This is a genomic window from Streptomyces sp. SX-6 (genome assembly GCF_059089585.1).
The window spans coordinates 1-22,055 of record NZ_JBTHHU010000010.1; the positions used below are offsets into that span (position 1 = coordinate 1).

Consider the following 22,055-nt stretch of genomic DNA (forward strand, 5'->3'; position numbering starts at 1 on the left):
GCTGCGCCCCAGACCCCGCTTGTCGCGGCTTCGCCGCTCGTCCTCAATCGCCGGACGGGCTTGATAGTGCCGGGCCGGGCAACTTCAGCCCGTCCGGCGTTTGAGGACCAACGCGGCGGAGCCGCGTTGCGGGGGTCCAGGGGGCGTAGCCCCCGGAACAACCGCGCGGAGCGCGGGCCCGGGGACCGGGGGCTTGCCCCCGGAGGAAACGGTGAAAGGGCGGGGCCGGGGCACAACTCCCCACTCCCCACCCCCCGCACCCAACTCAGAAGAACGTCCGGATGTAATCCGTCACAGTCCCATCCGCGGCCGCCACCGGAATCAACTGCCACTTGTCGAACGTCGTGCACGGGTGCGACAAACCCAGCCCCACCCAGTCCCCGACCTCCAACTCCGCACCCTCCGCGACCTCCACGAACATGTGCTGGTCGGCGACCGCGGTGGCGGTCAGGCCGTCGGCCGGGCGCAGGGAGCCGTCGCGGGCGGAGCGGATGACCTGGGGCTCGGGGAGGCCGAGGTCGTACGGAGCGTCCCGCTTGCCCGCGTTGAGGAACGCCAGGCCCGGCTCGGGCCGGGACACGCACTGGGCCCACAGCCGGAACGCGGGCTGCAGTTCACCCTCCTCGGGGCGACGGTTGAAGGGGGAGCGCCCCCGGTAGTGGCCGTCGTCGTGCGTGACGTATGCACCGGAGCGCAGCAGCTTGAGCACGGGCGCGGAGAGCGCCGGAATCTCAGCGAAGACCTCGGCGACCGTGTCGAACCACGCACTGCCGCCCGCGCTGACGACGATCTCCTCGACCCCGCCGAAGCGGCCCGCCGCATCGAACCCCACCGCTATGCCGGTCAGTTGGCGCAGCCAGGACCGTACGGATGCCTCATCCGCATCCGGTACCTCGGCCTCGTACCCCGCGACCCCGGCCAGCCGCAGCGTGCCGACCGCCGCCACCGCATCCGCGACCGCCGTCGCCTCGGCCTCGGTACGTACGCCCGTACGCCCCCCGCGCACGCCCAGTTCGACGACGACCTCGAGCGGCCGCGACGCCCCGGCCTCGCGCAGCGCGGCGTCCATCAACTCGACGCCCCGCACGGAGTCGACGTAGGCGATGACCCGGAAGTCCGGGTCGGCCGACAGCTCGCCCGCGAGCCACCGCAGCGCCGCCGCATCGACGAGTTCGTTGGCGAGGAAGACCCGACGCACCCCGAAGGCGCGGCAGAGGCGGACCTGGCTGGGCACGGCCGCGGTGATGCCCCAGGCACCATGGGCGAGTTGCTGCTCGAAGAGCTGCGGAGCGAGCGAGGTCTTGCCGTGCGGGGCGAAGGCGAGACCGTGCTCGGCGGCCCAGCGCTCCATCAGCACCAGGTTGTGCTCGAGCGCCTCCGCGGAGAGGGCGAGCACGGGCGTGGTGAAGCCCCCGGTGAACAGGCAGCGCCGCTCGGCGGCCAGTGCGCCGACGGGCAGGCCCGCCGCGTCCGGGGGCAGGGCCTTGAAACGGTGGTCGATGCGGTCCTGTGCGAGACGGGCGACGGGGTCGTCGGCGGCCATAGGGGTCTCCAGAGGCGTCGATTGCAACATGCGCAACGTCCGTTGCGGATGGCGGTATTGCTGTCTAGCATCCGGCTCAGTACCGGGTCAACGGTGCGTTTCACCCTGTGAGAGCCAAGTGGAACCGTGGAACCAGTGAGAAGCGACGTCATCTGCCTCGGCGAGACCATGGCCGCCTTCCGCCCCACCTGCCCCACTCACCCCGGAGCACTCGCGGACGTACCCGCCTTCGCCCGCGGCATCGGCGGTGCCGAGTCGAACGTCGCCTGCGCCCTCGCCCGCCTCGGCCACCGCGTCCGCTGGATCGGCCGCGTCGGCACCGACGGCTTCGGCAGCCACGTCATCGACACGATCGCCTCGTACGGGGTCGACACCTCCGCCGTCCAGCGCGACCCGCACCGGCCGACCGGCATCTACTTCCGGACGTCCGGCGAGCGCGCCACCACCTTTGACCGCACACCCGCCCACGCCGAAGTCGCCTACTACCGCGCCGGGTCGGCGGCCTCGGCCATGTCCACCGCGCTGATCGACCGCCGCACCGCCTGGTCCGCCCGCGTCCTCCACCTCACCGGCATCACCGCCGCGCTCTCCCCGGAGTGCCTCGCCCTCCTCCGCGCCCTGACCGCACCCGGCGGCCCCGACCACCCGGGCCGCCCGGGCCGCCCGCTCGTCTCCTTCGACATCAACCACCGCGTCGACCTGTGGCGCACCGCGCCCGAGGGCCCCGGCGTCCTCGCCGAACTGGCCCGCCGCAGCGACCTCGTGTTCGTCGGCGAGGACGAGGCCGAGGCCGCCTGGGGCCTGCGCGGCCCCGAGGCGATACGGGCCGCCCTGCCCGAACCCGCGGTCCTCGTCGTCAAACAAGGCTCAGCGGGCGCAACGGTGTTCACCCCGGACGGCACCGCCACCGAACCCGCCCCCGCCGTCGACGTCGTCGCCCCCGTCGGCGCCGGAGACGCCTTCGCCGCCGGCTTCCTCTCCGCCACCCTGCGCCAACTGCCCCCGTCCCACCGGCTCCGGCACGGCCACCTCGCCGCCGCCGCGGCCCTCACCGCCCCCGGCGACCTCGCCGTCCCCCCGCACCGCGAGCACGCCGACCGGCTGGCCGCACTCGACGCCCCGGAATGGGGAAGACTGCGGCTCGCCCCCGGATGGACGGGGCGAGCCGACACCGGAGAGGTTCCCCGATGAGCCAGACCGTCGACCGCGCCCTACGCATCCTGCCCCTGCTCGCCGAGGGCCCCGCGGGCCTCGAACAGGTTGCCCGGAACCTCGGCGTCCACAAGTCGACCGCGCTGCGCCTCCTGCGCACCCTCCACGAGCACGGCATGGTCTACCGCCAGCAGGATCAGCGCTACCGTCTCGGCACCCGCCTGTTCGCGCTCGCCCAGCAGGCCGTCGAGGGCCTCGACGTACGGGAGATCGCCCACCCCCACCTCGTCGCGCTCAACGAGCAGTGCGGACACACCGTCCACCTCGCCGTCCGCGAGGACGACGAGGTCCTCTACCTCGACAAGGTCGACAGCCGTTACCCCGTACGGATGTATTCGCGCATCGGCAGACCCGTCGCCGTCACCGTCGCCGCCGTCGCCAAACTGCTCCTCGCCGACCTGCCGGAACCCGAACGGCGCGCCCTCGCCGAACGCCTCGACTACCCGGCCTACACGCCCCGTTCGATCACCGACGCCGTCGCCTTCCTCCGCGAACTGGCCACCGTCCGCGAACAGGGCTGGGCCACCGACTTCGGCGGGCACGAAGAATCGATCAACTGCATAGGCGCCCCCGTCCACGGACCCGACGGACGTGTCATCGCCGCCTGCTCCCTCTCCGCGCCTAACGTCGTCGTGACCTCCGACGAACTCCTCGCACTGCTCCCGCTGCTGCGCCGCACCGCCGACGCGATCAGCGCGGAGTACTCCGGCAGACCCCCGTCCACCTCCCCGTCCCCGTCCCCGCAAGGCAAGGCCTGACATGACCGAGAAGACCGCCGTCACCCCGTCCACCCACCCCGCCCCGCCCGCGAAGTTCTCCCACGGCGTGCGCAAGGGCAACATCCTCCAGGTCGCCGGCCAGGTCGGCTTCCTGCCCGCCACCGACGCGGACACCGCGCCCGTCGTCGCCGGGCCGACCCTGCGCGAGCAGACCCGCCAGACCCTCGCCAACGTCGAGGCCGTCCTCGAGGCGGGCGGCGCGAGCTGGGAGGACGTGATGATGCTCCGCGTCTACCTCACCGACACGGAGCACTTCGCCGAGATGAACGACATCTGGAACGACCACTTCGCCGACCTCAAGCAGGCCCCCGCCGCCCGCACCACGGTCTACGTGGGGCTGCCGAAGGGCCTGCTCATCGAGATCGACGCACTCGCGGTACTGGACGACTGACCGTCACGAGGTCACGAAGTACCGCAGTACTGCTGCGCCTTGCCGATCGCCCGGTACATGCAGTCGGACAACTCCAGCAACTGCAGCACCGCGTCGCGGTTGCGCGCCGTCTCCCGGTCGATGACCTCGGCCGGGGGATAGAAGCCGCCGCCCGCCTGGCTGGTCGGATACATCTCGAAGGTGTAGGCGAAGATCTTCTGGTTGCCCCACAGCCAGTCGTCGATCGAACCGTCCGTGATGTAGAGGCCGCTCGACTGCTCCGGCGTGTAACCGTTGCTGGCCGCCATGGACTTGCCGACCGTCGAGAACGTGTCACGGTCGTCCGCCGTCATGCCCGGCCCGGTGTCGTCGTACGTGTAGCCGTACGGCCACAGCACGAGCTCGCTGTAGGTGTGGAAGTCGATGGCGGTCTTGATGCGCTGCTTGCCGTCCACGACCCGGCTGCGCACGAAGTCCGCGACGACCTTCACCTCGGGCGCCGACTCGGCGGCCGGCCCGTGGTACGTCTCGGAGGAGGTACTGGACGATGAACCGCCGCAGCACGCCCAGTTGTAGTCCCAGTTGCGGTTGAGATCGGTGCCGACGGAGGACGAACCGTCGTTGGGCTGCCGGTTCTTGCGCCAGCTGTGATAGGTGCCGTCGGCGATGTCGTACTCGCCGCCGTCCGGGTTGACGTCGGGCACGATCCAGATCACCCGGTTGTCGACCATCTTGGTGACCCGCGGGTCGCTGCTGTACGTCGAGCCGAACTCCTTGAGCAGGTACAGCGCCATCTCCACGGTCAAGTGCTCGCGCGCGTGCTGGTGGTGGGTGAAGAGCACCTCGGGCTTGGCGCTGTCGGGGTTCACGGCGGAGGTGACCTTGACGGCGATGATGTCGCGGCCCTCGTAGCTCCGCCCGATGACCTGCTTGCTCATGATCGCCGGGTGTGCCGCGATGCCGGCGTCGATCTCCGCCATCGCCTCGGCGTAGGTGTGGTACTTCGCGTCCTGCGCCGGGAACGTATACGGCCTGGGCTTCTTGCCGCCACTGCGGTCAGGGGGACCGGGCAGCACGCTGACCCGGTATCCCAACTCGCGTACGTGCTCGGCCTGTACGGCGCTGGCGGTGATGACGAGGGAGTTGCCGTGCACGGAGTCGACGGACGCGCCCGTCGACGCGACGGCCGTACGCTGTTCCGCTGTGTGCGGGCCGATGACGCGGTACTCGTGCGTGGGCGAAGCGCCCCGGGACGCCGCCGGTGACGCCATGGCGAGGGAGAGTACGACGGCCAGGGCCGCGGCCCATCTGCCGTGGGAGTGGAGTCGCATACGGCCTCCAATGTGGGGGGTGAGCCGCGCCCAGTGTCGAGTTATGGCATGCACGGGTCAAGCGGCCCGGCGCGGGGGATTCCGGCCAACTTGCCTTCCGCTTCGGATCGGTTGATTGCGCCCGGCCTCACCAGCCTCAACAATGCACATGTCAAAAAGGATGCTCTTCCGTCTGGAGAGGACCACCCCCCATGAACAGACCTCTCGTCAGCGCGCTCACCACGCTGGTGCTCACCGGAGCAGCCCTCGCCGGTGCGGGCACCGCGAACGCGGCCCCCAAGGTCAAGGCCGTCGACTTCGCCGGAACGGTCGCGCTCAGCAACTGTTCCGGCTCGCTGATCCGCATGCCGAACTCGTCCGACAACGACCCCGGCCTCGTCATGACCAACGGCCACTGCCTCGAGACCGGCATGCCGGGCGCGGGCGAGGTCATCACCGACCAGCCGTCCTCGCGCACCTTCACCCTGCTCGACTCCGGCGCGGGCAACGCCGGAACGCTCCAGGCGACCAAGGTCACGTACGCCACGATGACCGACACCGATGTCACGCTGTACGAGCTCGACAGCACGTACGCCCAGATCAAGCAGAACACCGGCATCGACGCGCTGACCCTGTCGACCGATCACCCGAGCACCGGGACCGCGATCAACGTCGTCTCCGGGTACTGGAAGAAGAATTACTCCTGCAATGTCGACGGTTTCGTCTACCGGCTGCGCGAGGCGGACTGGACCTGGAAGGACTCGCTTCGCTACACGCCGTCCTGCAACACGATTGGCGGGACGTCCGGTTCGCCGGTCATTGACTCGGTCAGCGGGAAGGTGATCGCGATCAACAACACGGGGAACGAGAGCGGCGGGCAGTGCACGCTGAACAACCCGTGCGAGGTTGACGAGAACGGTCAGGTCACGGTGCGGCAGGGCCGCAACTATGCGGAGGAGACGTACGGCATTCCGCAGTGCATAGGCACCGGCAACAAGCTCGACCTGAGCCTGCCGGGTTGCACGCTGCCGAAGCCGGCGGGCTGGGACAACTGACGGCCTGCGCCCCGGCCCCACCCTCTCACCGTCTCCCGGGGCTCCGCCCCCGGACCCCGTTTCGGGGGCTCCGCCCCCGGGCCCCCTTGTCGCGGCTTCGCCGCTCGTCCTCAATCGCCGGACGGGCTACAAGTCAGCCCGTCCGGCGATTGAGGACCAACGCGGCGGAGCCGCGTTGCGGGGGCCCAGGGGGCGTAGCCCCCGGACAACCGCGCGGAGCGCGGGACCGGGGGCCCGGGGGCTTGCCCCCGGAGGAGACGGTGAGAGGGCGGGACCGGGGCACAACTCCCCCTACGGCAACCCGTGCACGTGCGGCCCCACAACCCCCGACCAAGCGTCAGCGCCAAGCGCATCCCAGTTCGTCGACCACGCCATCGCCCCCCGAACCCCCGGATACGTCCGAGCCGGCTTGAACGACCCGCACCCCGTCCCCGCCGTCAAGCAATCCAGCGCCGCGTTGACCACGGACGGGTCCACATATCCGCTCCCCGCACCCCGAGGAGACGCCGGCAGCCCCAGCCCGACCTGCGAGGGCGCCAGGCCACCCTCCAACTGGATGCAGGCCAACGCCGTCAGGAAGTCAACAGACCCCTGCCCATAGACGCGCCCATCACACCCGTTCATCGAACCGCTATTGTAGAACTGCGTGTTGACGACCGTCAGGATGTCCTTGATGTTGAGCGCCGTCTGGAAATAGGACCCCGACGTCGACTGCATGTCGACCGTCTGCGGCGCCATCGTGATGACGAGCCCGCTCCCGGCCTTTCCCGACAACGCCCGCAGCGCCTGCGTCATATAGGTCGGGTTGAGCCCGTTCTCGAGGTCGATATCGACCCCGTTGAAGCCGTACTTCTGCATCAGCGCATAAACGCTGTTCGCGAAATTCGCCGCGGAGGCGGCATCGTTCACGCCAACGGCGCCCCGCTCCCCGCCAACCGAAATCACAACCGACTTCCCGGCCGCCCGCTTCGCCGCGATGTCCGCCTTGAACTGATCCTCGCTGTAATGCAGCGCAGGGTCGAGAGTGAAGTCCACGGCCCCCGGCGTGCTCGTCGCATCGGCAAATGCCACGGCGATGATGTCGTACTGACTCTGCACATCGCTGATCTTCTGCACGGTCGCACCGTTGTCGAAGTTCTGCCAGTAGCCCGTGAGGGCATGCTTCGGCACCGTGGGCCCGCTCCCGCCGGCGGCCGTCGTCCCGCTCACCGCCGCGGACTTGTCCGACTCGCCCGCCGCGTTGGTGGCCGTGACCTGGAACCGGTAGGACGTCGACGGGGCCAGCCCCGTCACTGTCGCCGAAGTCCCGCCGACGGCCTGCACCTTGGTGCCGTCCTGGTAGACGTTGTACCCGGTGGCCCCGGACACCGCGCCCCATGACAGGGCGGCGGACGACGACGTCACCGCCCCCACCGCCAGCCCGCCCGGTGCCGCCGGCACCGGATCCCCGGGGGTGCCGCCCCCGGGGCCGGTCAGGGAGACGTCGTCCGCGAAATACGCGGGCTGCCCGTACCACCCATGCGTGTACACGGTCACCGAGGTCGTATCCGCGCCCGTCGTGAACGACGTGGTCAGCTGCTGCCAGTCGCCCGCGCTCGGCGTCCACGTGGACACATCCGTGGTGCCCGTGCCGCTCGCGCCCAGATAGACGTACGAGCCGCGCACCCAAGCGCTCAGCTGGTACTGCGAGTTCGGCTTGACCGCGACCGTCTGTGAGCACTTGGCGTCGTCGGACCCCGCGGGCGTCGCCTTGAGCGCGCCCGACCCGCCGTGCACGGGTGAACTCACGACGCTTCCGCTGTCACTCGAACAGGTCCAGTACGAGAGCCCGTTCTCGAAGCCGGGGTTGCGCACCAGGTTCGCGTCCGCGGCCCGCGCAGGAGGCGTGCCGACGGCGCCGAGACCGCCGAAACCGCCGAGTGCAACAGCAACTGTGGCCAGAATGCTGCCAAAGCGTCTTCTGGTAGGACATGAGCGATCCATGACCGCCTCCGGTGGGAAGGAAGTTGTGGTGGGTGGGGGGTATCGCTGATCGCGAGGATGGTCCAGACCATTTCATCCGTCAAGGGTTTCAGAGCCGGGCAGTATGGAGGCGTGCCAATGGGTGGTCGGGTCGGGCGCGGGGGAGACGGCCGCGGAGAGACGTACGCGGGAGCGATCCCGATGGTCGTCGTCGGGATGGCGGTCGTCTGGCAGTGCGTGCTCGTGGGCTACACCTACTCCCTCGCGGGCCACGCCGCGGACAAGGGCGCCCGTGCGGCATCCGTGGGCCGCGACTGCCGGACGGCGGTGCTGTCGGACCTGCCCGAGGAGTGGCCGACGGAGCCGCGCTGCGGCAGGGAGGGCGAGGTGTACAAGGCGAGCGTCACCCTCCGCGTACCCCTGATCGTTCCCGGTGGCGTCAACTGGCCGTGGCCCGTCCGCAGTTCCTATGGAGTGATGCGCGAGGACTGACGCGCCGGTCAGTTGCGCGGGCTGGGAACAGGGCCGTGCAGGGGGTCTGTTTCAGCCGCCGCATTCGTGGATACAGTGCGGAGGCGCGAGCGTTGGGGAGTGTCGATCTGCGGTCGTCGGAGGCGGTGCGGCCGGAGTGAACGGGGTAGCCGACGTGCCGATTGCGATAGCGGTCACCAGTTCCGACCTGGTGCTGGCGTCCGGCGACGGCCCCGCCCCGGCCGCGGCGGTCCTCCAGCCGCCCGAGGTCCAGCCGCTGGAGACGGCGGTGACCCAGGCGTCGATCCTGCTCGACCAGTGCGGATTCCTGGTGGTCGTCTATCCGGATTCGCTCCCCGCCGCGTACGTGCGCAGGCTGCACACGGTCCGGGCGGTGCTCGAGAGCGACCGCGTCGCTCTCCTGCCCATGCCCCTCCCGCCTCTCGCCGTGGCCGTACTGGCGCGTCAGTTACGGCAGTTGTCGGTCTCCGACCTCAGCCCCGGCGTACTCGCCTCGGCGGCACGCCTGCTCGCGCACTACATCTACGCGGGCGCCCAGCTCGCGAGCGTGGCGCGGCTCGACCGGGTCGCGGTCGGGCTCGGCCCGCACCTCAGCTCCCTGCTGCCCGGTGTCCGGTTCGGGGTGCTCGTCAACCCGGCGCCGCACCTGCTGCGGCTCGGGAACGCCGAGCCGCCCGGCGGCCCGGCGTTCCCGACCCGGATGACCGTCGCCCGCAGCAGACCCCGCAAGGGCGAGGACTGGGTTCTCGACACCCTTGCCCCCACCTGGCGCGTCGAGGGCGTCCAGGAGGTCTTCCCGCTGCCCGCCGATTCCGCCCGCTGGTGGGGCACCGGCCGGGCCGTCGAATTCGCCGCCGCGATCCCCGATCCGTCCATCCTCTACCACCTGATCGCCTCCGTGCGGAGGGAGTGCTGTCGCTGGTGCGGCCTCGAACTCATCGGCGACCGCTGCGGGTTCTGCTCCGCGCCACTCCTGTCCGCAGCCGCCTCCTCCTCCGACAACCAGCTGCCGTGCTCGCCTCCATCGCCTTCATCGCCTTCATCGCCTTCATCACCGTGAACGAGAGACCGTGAACGAGGTAGTCCGCAACCATGAATTCACGCCAGCGCCGTGGTGTCATCCTGTTGCTCGTGTCGGCGGTCTGCGCGATCGGCGCCTTCGCCGGCGTGCTCGCGGTGATCGACGACGTCGACTCCAAGGTGGGGCCCGAGTCCACGGCGTACGAGCTGAAGGCGGACGTGCCCGCGTACCGGTCCCTGGACGCGGACCAGTTCCGGAAGGTGTCCGTGCCCCGGCGGTGGCTGCCGAGGACGGCCGTCACCGACCTCGGTGACATCACGGGCAAGATCGCGGTCAGCCGGCTGCGCGAGGGCTCGCTGCTCCAGGCCGACATGCTGGCCGACCGTCCCGCGCTCAAGCCCGGGCAGCAGGAGATCGCGATCATGATCGATGCGTCGACGGGGGTCGCGGGCAAGATCACCCCGGGGTCCTCGGTCAACATCTACGCCACGTTCCCGGCCGAGAGCGGCGGCCAGCCGCGCTCCAAGGTCATCGTGAGCAACGCCAAGGTCATCGACGTCGGCCGGCTCACCGCTCTCCAGCCCAAGCAGGGGGACGCGGCCCAGGCCGGCCGCGAGGCGGTGCCGATCACCTTCGCGCTCGAGACCCTCGACGCCCAGCGCGTGGCCTACGCCGAGTCGTTCGCCTCCCACGTGCGCCTCGCGCTCGTCGCGCCGGGCGACGAGAGCCAGATCCCGGCGGGCCAGCGCGACTACACCTTGAACGGCGACAAGTGAGGTGACGGATGGCCACACGCATCCTTCCGGCCGTCGGCGACGCGGATGCCGCGCGGGCGGTGACGGCACTGCTGAGCCAGCTGCCGGACATCGAACCCGCCCACGCCATCGGCAGTTCGACCGTGCTGCTCGACACCCTCGCCCGGCTCGCGGCCGCCTCGGTCACCGAACTGCCGGAGGTCGTCCTCGTCCACGAACGCATCGGGCCGGTCCCCGCCCTGGAGCTCGTGCGCGAAGTGGCCCTGCGCTTCCCCGCGTCCGGAGTGATCCTGATGACGGCGGACACCAGCCCCGCCCTGTTCTCGGCCGCCATGGACGCCGGCGCCCGCGGCCTGGTCGGACTCCCGCTGTCGTACGACGAGTTGGCCGCCCGCGTACGGGCCACCGCCCACTGGGCGGTCGGCGTGCGCCGGCACCTGGGCGCGGACGTGGAGCTGCCCGGCGGCCCCGGGGGCACGGTCGTCACGGTCACGGGAGCCAAGGGCGGGGTGGGCACCTCGGTCATCGGCGTCCAGCTGGCGCTGGCCGCCCGTGCCTCGGGGCGGCACGCGGCGCTGGTGGACATGGACCTCCAGGGCGGGGACGTCGCCTCGTACCTCGACGTCCAGTTCCGCAGGTCCGTCGCCGACCTGGCCGAGATCCAGGACATCTCGCCCCGGGTGCTCCAGGACGTCCTCTTCTCCCACGAGACCGGCCTCGGCCTCGTCCTCGCCCCGGGCGACGGCGAGCGGGCCGAGGAGGTCGGCGAGCGTACGGTGCGCCAGCTCGTCAGCGCGCTCCGCGCCCGTCACCAGGTCGTGGTCGTCGACTGCGGCACCCAGTTGACGGCCGCGGGCGCCGCGGCCATCGAGATGGCCGACACCGCCGTGCTCGTCCTCACCCCGGACGTCGTCGCCGTACGGGCCGCGAAGCGCACGGTGCGGATGTGGGAGCGGCTCCAGGTCCGCAAGGCCGAGGACACCCTGGTGGTCGTCAACCGGGCGGTGCGCGGCACGGAGATCCAGCCGCCGCTGATCGAGCGCATCGTCGGCGCCCGGGTCGCCCGTACCGCGATCCCCGCGCATTTCAAGGACCTTCAGCCCGTGGTCGACGCGGGCCGCCTCCAGGACCTCGACAGCCGCAGCATCGTCAAGCAGGCGATGTGGGGCCTCGCGGGCGAACTCGGCCTCACCGGCGGTGCCGTGGCCCTGCACGCCGCCGCCCGCAGGGGCCGGCGGGCCCTGCCCCGCGGCGGACGGGGCGAGCGGTGACGACACGAGTGGTGACGACACGAGCGGTGATGACCCGGGCTCACGACCGGGGCCAGACGACGGTCGAGTTCCTGGGCATCCTGCCGCTGATCATCCTGGTGCTGGCCGTCCTCTGGGAGGCCGCGCTGGCCGGCTACACCTACACCCTCGCCGGGGACGCCGCCGACAAGGGCGCGCACAAGGGCGCCGTCTCCGGCGACGCCGGGGCGTGCCGGGCGGCGGCGGTCGCGAGCCTGCCGGACAGCTGGCGGACCGGCGCGACGGTCGACTGCGGGGCCAAAGGGGCGGACCTGTACGAGGCCAGGGTGACCCTGGACGTCCCGGTGCTCTTCCCCGGCCTCGCCGGCTTCCCCCTCGTGCACGGCGAGGCCTCGGCCGCGAGGGAAGAGAGGGAGGAGCAGTGATGGCGCGCAGCCGCGAACGCGGCCAGACATCGGTCGAGTTCATCTCCATGCTCCCGGTCCTGGTGCTGGTCGGGATGGCGCTCGTCCAGCTCGGCATCGTGGCGTACAGCGCAGAGCAGGCCGGCACGGGCGCCCGGGCGGCGGCCCGCGCGGCGGCACGCGGCCACGACGGACCGGCCGCGGGCAAGGGCGCGATGAGCGGCTGGATCGCCAAGGACACCGGCATCGAGGTCGCGGGTGCGGGCACGGACGAGGTGACAGCGACCGCGACCGTCGACGTCCCCTCGCTCTTCGGCGTGGAGCTCGGCCACATCTCGAAGAGCGTGACCATGCCCCGCGACCAGGCGGCGCAGGCAGGGGAGTTGCCGGGGGCGTTGCCGGGGGAGTTGCTGCCATGAGCCTGCGCGCACGCCTCAACGTCCCCGACGCCCCGCGCGGCGCGCACGAGGAGAACCACCTCGTCGCCGTCTACCGCGCCAAGCTGCTCGAGGAGATCGACCTCGCCGAGATGTCCTCGCTCGCCGCGGCCGAGCGCAGGGCCCGGCTCGAGCGCGTCCTGGGCCACATCATCAGCCGCGAGGGCCCGGTCCTCTCCACCCACGAACGCTCCCTGCTCATCCGGCGCGTGGTGGACGAGGCACTCGGCCTCGGCATCCTCGAACCGCTCCTCGAGGACGCGTCCATCACCGAGATCATGGTGAACGGGCCGGACCAGATCTACGTGGAGCGCGCCGGCCGCGTCGAGCAGCTGCCGATCCGCTTCGCCTCCGACGAGCAGCTGATGCAGACCATCGAGCGCATCGTCTCGACCGTCAACCGCCGCGTCGACGAGTCCAATCCGATGGTGGACGCCCGGCTGCCCTCCGGCGAACGCGTCAACGTCATCATCCCGCCGCTCGCCCTCTCCGGCGCGACGCTCACCATCCGCCGCTTCCCGCGCGCGTACACGCTGCACGAGCTGATCGGACTGGGCTCGCTCGACGAGCAGATGCTGATGCTGCTCTCCGCGCTGGTCCGGGGCAAGTTCAACATCATCGTCTCGGGGGCCACCGGCGCCGGGAAGACCACCCTCCTCAACGCGCTCTCCGGGCTGATCCCGGGGGGCGAGCGCATCATCACCATCGAGGACTCGGCCGAACTCCGGCTCCAGCAGCAGCACGTCATCACCCTCGAGTCCCGCCCGCCGAACGTGGAGGGCAAGGGCCAGATCACCATCCGGGACCTGGTCCGCAACTCCCTGCGCATGCGCCCCGACCGCATCGTCGTCGGCGAGGTGCGCGGCGGCGAGACGCTCGACATGCTCCAGGCCATGTCCACCGGCCACGACGGCTCGCTCGCGACCGTCCACGCCAACAGCGCGGAGGACGCGCTCATGCGACTGCAGACGCTCGCCTCGATGTCCGAGGTGGAGATCCCCTTCGCCGCGCTGAAGGACCAGATCAACAGCGCGGTCGACGTCATCGTCCAGTTGGCCCGCAACTCCGACGGCTCCCGCAAGGTGAGCGAGATCGCCGTCCTGCACTCGCGCGGCCGGGAAGACTACCGCATCGCCACCGTCTGCCGGTTCCACGCCTGGCCGCCGGGCGCCGACGGCGTCGTGCACGGCGAGTTCGCGTACTACCCGCTGCCCGCGCGCGTCGCCGAGCGGCTGTACCTCAAGAACGAGCCCGTCCCGCCCGCCTTCGGCGTGGCGGCGCACGAGGACCAACTCGCCACCAGAGAAGCCCGATAGGAGTCCGCGACGGCCATGGCCATGGACAACATCGCGTTGCTGACACTCGGCGCCACGCTGCTGTGCGGCGCGAGCGCCGTCGCGGGAGTGCACGCGTACGCCTCCGGCCGGGCCCGCAGCGCGGCTCTGGTCGACCGGCTCACCGAAACCGAAGCACCCGGGGCACGGTCGCGCGGACGCCGCCGGACCTTCGGCGGCAGGTTCGACCGGTGGATCCGCGGGACGACCGCGGGCCGGAAGATCGAACAACGGCTGGCCACCACCGGACTGACGCTGACGACGGGCGAATTCGTCCTCTGCATGACCGGTGCGGTCATCGCCCTGTGGGTCACCGCCTGGCTGCTCCTCGCCCCGTTCTTCGGCCCGGTAGCGGCCCTGGCCGCACTGTGGGGCGCGTTCGCGTTCCTCAACTGGCAGCGCCAGAAGCGCAACGAGCGGTTCATGAACCAGCTGCCCGAACTCTCCCGCGTCGTCGCCAACGCCACCCAGGCCGGCCTCTCCCTGCGCACCGCCATCGCGATGGCGGCCGAGGAGCTCGAGAACCCGGCCGGCGAGGAACTCTCCCGTGTGGCCGACCGGCTGGCCGTCGGCCACACCCTGGACGACGCCCTCGACGAACTCGCCCGACGGCTGCCCTCCCGCGAACTGGCCGTCCTCGTCACCACATTGGTGCTGTCCAACAAGGCGGGCGGTACGGTCGTCAACTCGCTGCGCAACCTCACCACCACGCTGGAGGAACGCAAGGAGACCCGCCGCGAGGTACGCACCCAGCTGGTACAGGTGACCGTGACCGCCTACCTGGTCCCCGCCATGGGACTCGCCGCCCTCCTCCTCATGGACCGCATCTGGCCCGGGGCCCTCGCCAAGATCACGGGGTCGGTGGTGGGCCAGGCCGTGGTGATCGTCTCGCTCGGCATGTACGCCGTGGGCTTCTTCCTCGTCCGCCGCCTCGGCAAGATCGACGTCTGAGGGGTCCGCCATGGCCATCGCCCTCGCACTCGCCCTCGTCATGGGCCTCTCCGTCACCGGAGCGTTCTACGGCCTCCACCTCTACCGCGCCGAGGCCAAGCTGCCGCCCGACCTCGCGGTCGCGCTGGAGGTCGGCGCCACCCGCACCAACGCCGCGGGCTCGCTCATCGACCGCCTCGGCATGCGCTGGGCGCCGTTGGTGCTGCGCCTGATGGGCCCCGACCGGATCGGCAGGGTCCGCCGGAGGATCGACCGGGCGGGCAACCCCGGCGGCCTCACCCTCGACCGCTATGCCGCCCGCCGGTTCGTCTACGGCGTCACCGGCGGCATCGGCACCCTGGTCATGCTCGCGAGCGGCCAGCCGGTCCTGGCCCTCCTGATGCTCGCCTTCGCCGCGTTCTGGGTGGAGATCGGCATCTGGACGGCCGTACGCGCCCGCAGGAGCGCGATCGAGCGCACCCTGCCGGACTTCCTCGACGTCCTCGCCGTCGTGGTTTCCGCGGGCCTCGGCTTCCGGCAGGCCCTGGACCGCACGGCGGAGAAGTACGAGGGCCCCTGGGCGGACGAACTGCGCATCACCCTGCGCCAGATGGACATGGGCGTCAGCCGCCGCGACGCCTTCGACGACCTGCGCCGCCGCAACGACTCCGAGCAGGTCGCCATGTTCGTCACCGCGCTCCAGCAGGGCGAGGAACTGGGCACGCCCATCGTCGACACGCTCATCGCCATCGCCCACGACATGCGGCGCACCGACGCGCAGAACGCCCGGCGCAAGGCGGCCAGGGCCGTACCCAAGGCCACCACGATCGTCACCATGATCATGGTGCCGGCCACCCTGCTCCTGATCGGCGCCACCATGTTCCTGGGTTCCGGCCTGCTGGACTGACACCTCGACCGACACCGAGCCGCGAGGGAGGGGACACCGTGGCACAGCACTCGATCAGCTCGATGAGCCACCCGATCACGACACTTGCTCCTCCGGCGCCCGTACCTTCGACGCCTTCGACACCGGAACTGCGGATCCAGATCGGCGCCCTCCAGGCGCTGTGCCGCCAGGTCTTCGCCTTCCGCCTGGCGGTGATCCTCCTCGCCATCCCCTTCGCCCTGCACGCGGTGAGGCGTGGCTGGCCCACCGTGCTGATCGGCGCGGCGGTCCTGGTCGTCTTCATGGCCTCGTACGTCCTGTTCCGGGACTGGGAACGCTTCGGCCCCCCGCTCCTGCGCCACCCCGCCCTCCTCGGCGTCGACACGCTCGCCGGTGCGCTGCTGCTCTTCACCGCCGGTCCGGACAGCCCGCTGAGCTACGTCACCCTGTGCACCCCGCTGCTCGCCGGGCTCGTGTACGGCTGGCGCGGCGCGTCCTTCTTCGCCTTCCTGACCCTGATGACCGTCGCCCTCGCCGACCTCGGCGGCCGCGGCACCGGCAGCGGCCTCGCCGACGCGACCCTCCTGCCCGGCGTCTGCCTCCTGGCCGGCGCCGTCGGCGTCACCCTGCGCGGCCTCGTCCTCCGCTTCGGGGAGGCCGGTGAGGCGCTCACCGAGACGCGTTCGCGGCTGGCCGTCAACGAGGCGGTGGAGGCCGAACGAGCCCGGCTCGCCCGGGAGATGCACGACTCGGTCGCCAAGACCCTGCACGGCCTCGCCCTGGCCGCCGACGGCCTGGCCCGCTCCGCCGACCGCATGGACCCCCGCCAGGTACGCGACCACGCCGAGCTGGTGGCCCGCTCGGCCCGCCGCGCCGCGGCCGAGTCGCGCGAGCTGCTCTCGGACCTGCGCCGCGCCTCGTCGTCCCTGGACGAGGGCGTGGCCCTGGCCGAAGAACTGGCCACCTGTCTAACCAACTTCACCCACCGCACCGGCCTGCCCGCCGCCTTCCGCCCCCTGGGCGTGGCGCCCGCCCCGCCGGTCCCGGGCCCCGTCGCCAAGCACCTCCTGGCCATCACCTCCGAGGCGATGGAGAACGCCCACCGCCATGCGGGGGCAACCCGCCTCGAGGTGGCGGCAGGGCCGGTCGACGGCACGCTGCGCATCAGCATCTGCGACGACGGCCGGGGCCTGCCCCCCGGCACCACCCTCGAGGGCTTGCGGAGTGCCGGGCACTTCGGCCTGCTGGGCATGGTCGAACGCGCGGCCCGCATCGGCGCCCGCATCCGCATCGGCCGGGGCCGGGCCCGCCAAGGCACGGAAGTCCGCCTCGAGTTACCACTGGCGGCCCTGACCGGACGGGACCCACGACCATGACCGTGCGCGTCGTCGTGGCCGACGACAACCTCGTCGTACGGGCCGGAATCACCGCCGTACTCTCCGGCTGCCCGGACGTCGAGGTCGTCGCGGAGGCGGCGGACGGCCGCGAGGCGTACGAGGCCGCGCGCACCCACCGCCCGGACGTCGTCCTGCTGGACGTCCGCATGCCGGGCATGGACGGCCTCTCGGTGTTGCCATCCCTCGCCGGGATCACCGAGGTGATGATGCTGACCTACAGCGACGAACCGGATGTGGTGCGCGGAGCACTGGTGCGGGGCGCGAGCGGGTACTTGGTGCACGGCCAGTTCACGGCCGACCAGCTGATCGGCGCCATCCGCGACATCAAGGCGGGGCGGGCCCATTTCAGTACGGCCCTTCTGCACGCTGCCACTGCAAACGGCGCTCTGCTCGACGACGAACAAGTATCCGTCAACAGCCTTTCTGTATCCGGCGCACAGGATTCGGCGAGCGCCATTCATCCACCCCCAGGGTCTTCGCAATCGCAATTTGATCTGGCACAGTCGAAGTCTGGGTCCGGGGCTGCCCGGTGTCCGCTGAGCCGTCGCGAAACGGAGGTGATGGGTTTGATCGCCGCTGGGATGACCAATGCGCAGATCGCCTCTGTCTGCTTCATCAGCGAGAAGACCGTCAAGAACCACATCAACCGCATTTTCACCAAGTTGCAGGCGGAAACCCGGAGTCAGGCCATAGCGATCTGGCTGGGCACGGCACGGCGCGAGGGGGAGTGGTGAACAACTGGACTTGGGCCCGCTATTGGGCCCCGGGACCCATGCCCTCCAGGGCCGTAGTGCCCTACCTTCGGGTCGACGAAGCCGAAGGGGAGGGCCATGAACGACAGGCTGTTGCAGACAGCGGTCGGCACCAAGGTGCGCGTTGCCTCCTGGAGGGACACCTGCATCGAGCGGATGTTCCGGCACGAGCGGTCCAGGGGGCAGACCGCTGCGGAGTACATCGGGATGATCGTGGTGGTGGTCGCCATCATGGCGGCGGTCGCCGGATTCACGGACATAGGCACGGCGATCAAGGACAAGATCGTCGCAGCGATCAACAAGATCAAGACCTGATTTGTGCGGCTGTGCGGCGTGATCGCGAGGCAGGGCAGGCGCTCCCCATCTACATCACGATGGTGGCGGGTCTGCTCTTTCTCGCGTTCGCCTATTTCGTGGTGGGAGAGGTCGCCGTTTCCCGGAACGGCACACAGTCGGCGGCCGATTCCGCGGCACTGGCGGCAGCCCAGGACGCCCGTACCCAATTACGCGCCGGGCTGCTGAACGCCCTCGGCAATCCCCTGAGTTGGCCGAAGCTCATCAGCGGTGACGGATACATCGATCCGCGCGCGTGCCAGGAGGCCAGACGCTTCGCCAACCGCAACGAGGCCGATGCGGCAGGGGGAGACGAGGGCTGCCGCAGGCTCCCCGCCCCGCGTGTCGGCTACGCGGTCACCGTGCGCTCGCAGAAGGGCGTCGGCGGCGACATCGTCCCCGGCATCGGGCACCAGCACACCACGGCGAGCTCCACGGCAGTCGTCGAGCCCAGGTGCGTTCTGGCACCTGCCGTTCCGGGGCAGCCACCGCCCACACACCTGCTGCTGTGGTGTTCCGGTGACCGCAAGTGGGACATCGACCCCAAGGCGCCGACCGTCCCGCTCACTTTCCCGAGCGCTGCGGATCTTTTCTCGGTGAAGCTCAAGGACTGACGGACGATCCCGACATTCGCAGAGACGAACGAGCAGAGGACGAGCAGGAATGAGTTTGTGGCAGAGCTCCCGGGTGCGTCATGTCGCGACTGCTGTCTCCGTGACCGCGGTTCTCGCCCTGACGCTGTCCGCATGCGGCAGCGACGACGACAAGGGGACAGAAACCACGGCAGCCACGCAAAGCGCCGGGGGGAAGTCCCAGACCACTGCCGGACACACCACGGATGACACTAAAGCCATAGCGACCCTCAAGGGGGCGGAAGGCATCGTCCTCGACGTCACCTCCGCCACCCGCGACGCCGCGGGATTCGTCACCGTCAACGGCAGCCTGAGGAACACCGGAACCGAGGACTTCACCTCCACCCAGGCATGGACCGGCCCGGAACTCGCCGTGATCCAGGGGGCCGGCGGAAGCTCGCTGGGAGGCGCGACGCTGGTCGACGAGACGGAGAAGAAGCGCTACTACACCCTGCGCGACACCGAGAACCGTCCGTTGGCCAGCATGGGGCTCGCCATCATCAAGGCGAAGTCGGAGCGCAAGGTCTATATGCAGTTCCCGGCCCCGCCGAAGTCCACGGCCCAAGTAGACCTCCAGATCCCCACATTCCAGTCGGCTTCCGTGAAGCTGACGGATGGGTGATCCCATGCTGTCGTGGCGCAGGACGAGCACGGCATTCGCGGCAGTACTGGCCGTCATGGCCTCGGCCCCACCAGCCCTGGCCGACGAAGTACCCCCCGCTCCCTCGGTCTTCAAGGGCACCATCGACTCCCAAGCCCCCGGCCTCAAACTCCCGCCGGGCCGAAAACTCGCACCCCCCAAGGTCCTCGACCTCAAAACCATCATCGGCGACGAAGGCGGCAAGGAACGCCGCGAAGACTCCAACTCCGACGTGAAGTTCGAGCTCCAGGCCGAGGTCCTCTTCGGCAAGGACAGTTCCACTCTCAGCGGCGATGCCCGCATCAAGAGCATCGCCGACGAGATCAAGAAACAGAAAGCCCACGAGGTGAAGGTCTTCGGTTTCACCGACAACCTGGGCTCGCACGACCACGGCGTAGCCCTGTCCAAACAACGCGCCGACTCGGTCCAGCAAGAGCTCTCCAAACAGCTCGACCCATCCGTCAGTTACCAAATCCGTGGCTACGCCGAAGACCGCCCGGTCGCCTCCAACGACACGGAAGAGGGCCGCGCCAAGAACCGCCGAGTGGAGGTTTCGTTCCCCCGCGCCAACTGAGTCGGTGCAGGATGGGCCCGGACACAGTCGGCGGCGTCCGGGAAGCGGGGCCTGTATGCGGTACGACGGCACGTGCAAAGCTGCTCTCGCAGGCACAGCGGCCCTGTGCCTGCTCGCACTCGGCCAGGCGCAGGCGGGCGCCCTGGACGGCACCGTCCTGCCGGAATACCGTCCCGCACCCGGATCCAAGGTCGTCAACGGCTCAGCAGCGGACGACAACGGCCCGCTGCTCAAGCCAGGCACATACACGGACGCCCTCGACCCCGGCGAGAAGAAGCACTACACAGTCCGCCTCGACGACACCTCCGACGCCTACGTATCGGTCGTGGCCGCCCCCACCTCCGGGCAGCCCCTGAAATCGGACGCACCCTTCCAGGTCACCCTCGCCCGCCCCGACGGACACGAATGCGGCGCAGGCCAGGCGAAGTTCACCGACGGCGACAGCCCCCACCCGCTCGCCGCGTACGCCGTCCGCCGTGCCGGCGCATGCCGCCAGGCGGGGACGTACCGCGTCACCGTGAGCCGCGCGCAGGAATCCGCCGGCGCGAACAACGGCCCTTTCCCCATCGAGCTGAAATACATGGCCGAACCCGGCCTGAAATCCGGCACCTCCGCCGGAACCCTCGCCGCCCCGCACAACTGGAGCTCCACACCACCGTCACCACCCCACAGCCCGCCCCGAAAGATCTCCGGCGGCACCGGCTTCAACGACGCCCCCGCAGTAGGCGACGGCGTTTGGCAAGACCAAGCCGCCCCAGGCGAAACCCGCTTCTACCGCATCCCCGTCAACTGGGGCCAGCAACTCTTCGTCAGCGCAGAACTCCCGCAAGCCTTCGCCCCTTCCGGCTTCTACGTCGCCAACGGCATCCGCGTAGGCCTGAACAACCCCGCACGGGGCCCGGTCAAGGAGATCGACCAGGAATACGACGGCAAGGCACAAACCATCCCCCTGGGCACCGCACCGGTCGCGTACGACAACCGCCTGCGCGACCCGTCCGACCCCGCGAACGGCATGCGAGTCGCTGGCTGGTACTACCTCCAGGTCGGCATCCACCAGAAAGTCGCCGAGGTAGCCACGCGCCCAGTTCCCCTAACCCTGCGCATCAGCATCAAGGGCCGCCCGACGCCCACACCGGCCTACGCCGGCGACCCGGTAGCCGCAGGCTTCGACGTTTCCGCCGACCCGGACGGCACGGCCGCCTCCCCGGGCCCGAACCTCCGCCACATCATCGGCTACACAGGCATCGGCACGGGCAGCGCACTGCTCCTGTGGCTGGGCGCATGGTGGCTCACCGCCCGCTTCAACGTGCGTTCACCATTTTCGCGACCTGCGCGGTGACGATGGCCTCCGGCACTTCGGGGGTCTTGCCGCCGCCGTTGAAGTTCGGCGCGTAGAACGTCGCGACGGTCGCCCCGGACCGCACGACCCGGAACGCCAACGGGACTGCGTCGCCGTCAACTTGACCCGTGACCTGATAGGCGAGCGAATCGTCTCCGGCCTTGGGCGCGGACAGCTCCTTGACCGCGGAGTACTTGGACGGCCCGTCGTCACCACCACGGGAGGTGAAACCACCCGCACACTGCTGTACCGCCGCACGGAGGCGGGCGATGACGGCAGATGCGTCGGCATGGACGGTGAGGAATTCGGTGATGGCGCTCTCGCTCTTATCCGTGATCTGCCGGTAAACGGTCGCAGCGGCTGCGGGCTCGGGCGCACCGTTGATGACGGAGACGAGCGGCTGGCAGGCGGCGGTGTCGGCCTTCTCCTTGCCGGGCCCGGAGGCGGCGCCGGGCAGCGGGCCGATGGTGAAGTCCTTCACGTCGTCCTGCGCGAGCGCGATCGTGTCCAACTCGGCTTTGGAGAACGTCCGTCCATGGGCCGGCGCGGTCGGTGAACCGGACGACCGCACCATCGGCGACGAACCTCCGGACGACCCGCCGCCACACGCGGCCGTAAGCCCCAGCGCGACGACAAGCGCCAGACGTG

General features: G+C 70.3%; 23 protein-coding genes and 1 pseudogene. 20 read left to right on the forward strand and 4 right to left on the reverse strand.

The window, feature by feature from the left end; all coding sequences use genetic code 11:
• Positions 1-265: 265 nt before the first annotated feature.
• Complete coding sequence (locus tag ACV530_RS14545) at positions 266-1,543, reverse strand: alanine racemase (protein WP_494332849.1); 1,278 nt, start codon at positions 1,541-1,543, stop codon at positions 266-268.
• A 135-nt stretch (positions 1,544-1,678) separates the two neighbouring features.
• On the opposite strand from ACV530_RS14545, the gene ACV530_RS14550 reads away from it, so the two are divergent.
• Genes ACV530_RS14550 through ACV530_RS14560 form a run of 3 tightly spaced genes read left to right on the forward strand, consistent with a single transcriptional unit; the run spans position 1,679 to position 3,925 of the window.
• Positions 1,679-2,734 (forward strand): sugar kinase, encoded by a 1,056-nt coding sequence (locus ACV530_RS14550; protein WP_494332850.1) that lies wholly within the window; start codon positions 1,679-1,681, stop codon positions 2,732-2,734.
• Complete coding sequence (locus tag ACV530_RS14555) at positions 2,731-3,513, forward strand: IclR family transcriptional regulator (protein ID WP_494332851.1); 783 nt, start codon at positions 2,731-2,733, stop codon at positions 3,511-3,513. Before ACV530_RS14550 ends, ACV530_RS14555 begins: the two co-directional genes overlap by 4 nt.
• A gap of 1 nt (position 3,514) precedes the next feature.
• Entirely contained in the window at positions 3,515-3,925 is a 411-nt protein-coding gene (locus ACV530_RS14560) for a RidA family protein (protein ID WP_494332852.1), read from the forward strand.
• 11 nt (positions 3,926-3,936) lie between these two features.
• Here ACV530_RS14560 and ACV530_RS14565 read toward each other — a convergent pair whose 3' ends face one another.
• The gene (locus ACV530_RS14565) at positions 3,937-5,235 is read right to left on the reverse strand and encodes a M14 family metallopeptidase (RefSeq protein WP_494332853.1); all 1,299 of its coding nucleotides are present in this window, start codon (positions 5,233-5,235) and stop codon (positions 3,937-3,939) included.
• 191 nt (positions 5,236-5,426) lie between these two features.
• On the opposite strand from ACV530_RS14565, the gene ACV530_RS14570 reads away from it, so the two are divergent.
• Positions 5,427-6,269 carry a S1 family peptidase gene (locus ACV530_RS14570; RefSeq protein WP_494332854.1) on the forward strand — a complete coding sequence of 281 codons (843 nt, stop codon included), beginning with the start codon at positions 5,427-5,429 and terminating at the stop codon, positions 6,267-6,269.
• Positions 6,270-6,560: 291 nt separating this feature from the next.
• Here the strand turns inward: ACV530_RS14570 and ACV530_RS14575 are convergent, their stop codons facing one another.
• Complete coding sequence (locus ACV530_RS14575; RefSeq protein WP_494332855.1) at positions 6,561-8,252, reverse strand: chitinase; 1,692 nt, start codon at positions 8,250-8,252, stop codon at positions 6,561-6,563.
• A 117-nt stretch (positions 8,253-8,369) separates the two neighbouring features.
• On the opposite strand from ACV530_RS14575, the gene ACV530_RS14580 reads away from it, so the two are divergent.
• From ACV530_RS14580 to ACV530_RS14655, 16 genes and pseudogenes are all read left to right on the forward strand, one after another.
• Entirely contained in the window at positions 8,370-8,723 is a 354-nt protein-coding gene (locus ACV530_RS14580; protein ID WP_494332856.1) for a pilus assembly protein, read from the forward strand.
• 154 nt (positions 8,724-8,877) lie between these two features.
• Positions 8,878-9,783, forward strand: a complete 906-nt coding sequence (locus ACV530_RS14585; RefSeq protein ID WP_494332857.1) for a hypothetical protein — start codon at positions 8,878-8,880, stop codon at positions 9,781-9,783.
• A 32-nt stretch (positions 9,784-9,815) separates the two neighbouring features.
• Positions 9,816-10,520, forward strand: coding sequence for a Flp pilus assembly protein CpaB (cpaB, locus tag ACV530_RS14590; protein WP_494332858.1), 705 nt, complete (start codon positions 9,816-9,818; stop codon positions 10,518-10,520).
• A gap of 8 nt (positions 10,521-10,528) precedes the next feature.
• On the forward strand, positions 10,529-11,770 hold the full coding sequence (locus tag ACV530_RS14595; protein WP_494332859.1) for a CpaE/TadZ family protein: 1,242 nt from the start codon (positions 10,529-10,531) through the stop codon (positions 11,768-11,770).
• Positions 11,767-12,174, forward strand: coding sequence for a TadE family protein (locus ACV530_RS14600; RefSeq protein ID WP_494332860.1), 408 nt, complete (start codon positions 11,767-11,769; stop codon positions 12,172-12,174). The genes ACV530_RS14595 and ACV530_RS14600 overlap by 4 nt, the downstream gene beginning before the upstream one ends.
• Positions 12,174-12,572: a TadE/TadG family type IV pilus assembly protein gene (locus ACV530_RS14605; RefSeq protein ID WP_494332861.1), complete on the forward strand. Its 399-nt coding sequence runs from the start codon at positions 12,174-12,176 to the stop codon at positions 12,570-12,572. Before ACV530_RS14600 ends, ACV530_RS14605 begins: the two co-directional genes overlap by 1 nt.
• Complete coding sequence (locus ACV530_RS14610) at positions 12,569-13,906, forward strand: TadA family conjugal transfer-associated ATPase (protein ID WP_494332862.1); 1,338 nt, start codon at positions 12,569-12,571, stop codon at positions 13,904-13,906. Before ACV530_RS14605 ends, ACV530_RS14610 begins: the two co-directional genes overlap by 4 nt.
• A gap of 21 nt (positions 13,907-13,927) precedes the next feature.
• Positions 13,928-14,875 carry a type II secretion system F family protein gene (locus ACV530_RS14615; RefSeq protein WP_494333036.1) on the forward strand — a complete coding sequence of 316 codons (948 nt, stop codon included), beginning with the start codon at positions 13,928-13,930 and terminating at the stop codon, positions 14,873-14,875.
• A 10-nt stretch (positions 14,876-14,885) separates the two neighbouring features.
• Positions 14,886-15,761, forward strand: coding sequence for a DUF5936 domain-containing protein (locus tag ACV530_RS14620; protein WP_494332863.1), 876 nt, complete (start codon positions 14,886-14,888; stop codon positions 15,759-15,761).
• A gap of 62 nt (positions 15,762-15,823) precedes the next feature.
• A pseudogene (locus tag ACV530_RS14625) lies at positions 15,824-17,026 on the forward strand (sensor histidine kinase); the annotation flags it as partial.
• Entirely contained in the window at positions 16,912-17,871 is a 960-nt protein-coding gene (locus ACV530_RS14630; protein WP_494333037.1) for a LuxR C-terminal-related transcriptional regulator, read from the forward strand. The pseudogene ACV530_RS14625 and the gene ACV530_RS14630, both read left to right, overlap by 115 nt.
• Positions 17,872-17,967: 96 nt before the next feature.
• On the forward strand, positions 17,968-18,204 hold the full coding sequence (locus ACV530_RS14635; RefSeq protein ID WP_494332864.1) for a hypothetical protein: 237 nt from the start codon (positions 17,968-17,970) through the stop codon (positions 18,202-18,204).
• An 11-nt stretch (positions 18,205-18,215) separates the two neighbouring features.
• Positions 18,216-18,836 (forward strand): pilus assembly protein TadG-related protein, encoded by a 621-nt coding sequence (locus tag ACV530_RS14640; protein ID WP_494332865.1) that lies wholly within the window; start codon positions 18,216-18,218, stop codon positions 18,834-18,836.
• 49 nt (positions 18,837-18,885) lie between these two features.
• Positions 18,886-19,476, forward strand: a complete 591-nt coding sequence (locus ACV530_RS14645; RefSeq protein WP_494332866.1) for a hypothetical protein — start codon at positions 18,886-18,888, stop codon at positions 19,474-19,476.
• Positions 19,477-19,480: 4 nt separating this feature from the next.
• Entirely contained in the window at positions 19,481-20,068 is a 588-nt protein-coding gene (locus ACV530_RS14650; RefSeq protein WP_494332867.1) for an OmpA family protein, read from the forward strand.
• A gap of 55 nt (positions 20,069-20,123) precedes the next feature.
• Entirely contained in the window at positions 20,124-21,407 is a 1,284-nt protein-coding gene (locus ACV530_RS14655; RefSeq protein WP_494332868.1) for a hypothetical protein, read from the forward strand.
• Here ACV530_RS14655 and ACV530_RS14660 read toward each other — a convergent pair.
• Positions 21,370-21,981, reverse strand: coding sequence for a hypothetical protein (locus tag ACV530_RS14660; RefSeq protein WP_494332869.1), 612 nt, complete (start codon positions 21,979-21,981; stop codon positions 21,370-21,372). The two genes, ACV530_RS14655 and ACV530_RS14660, sit on opposite strands and share 38 nt — an antisense overlap.
• Positions 21,982-22,055: the final 74 nt, after the last annotated feature.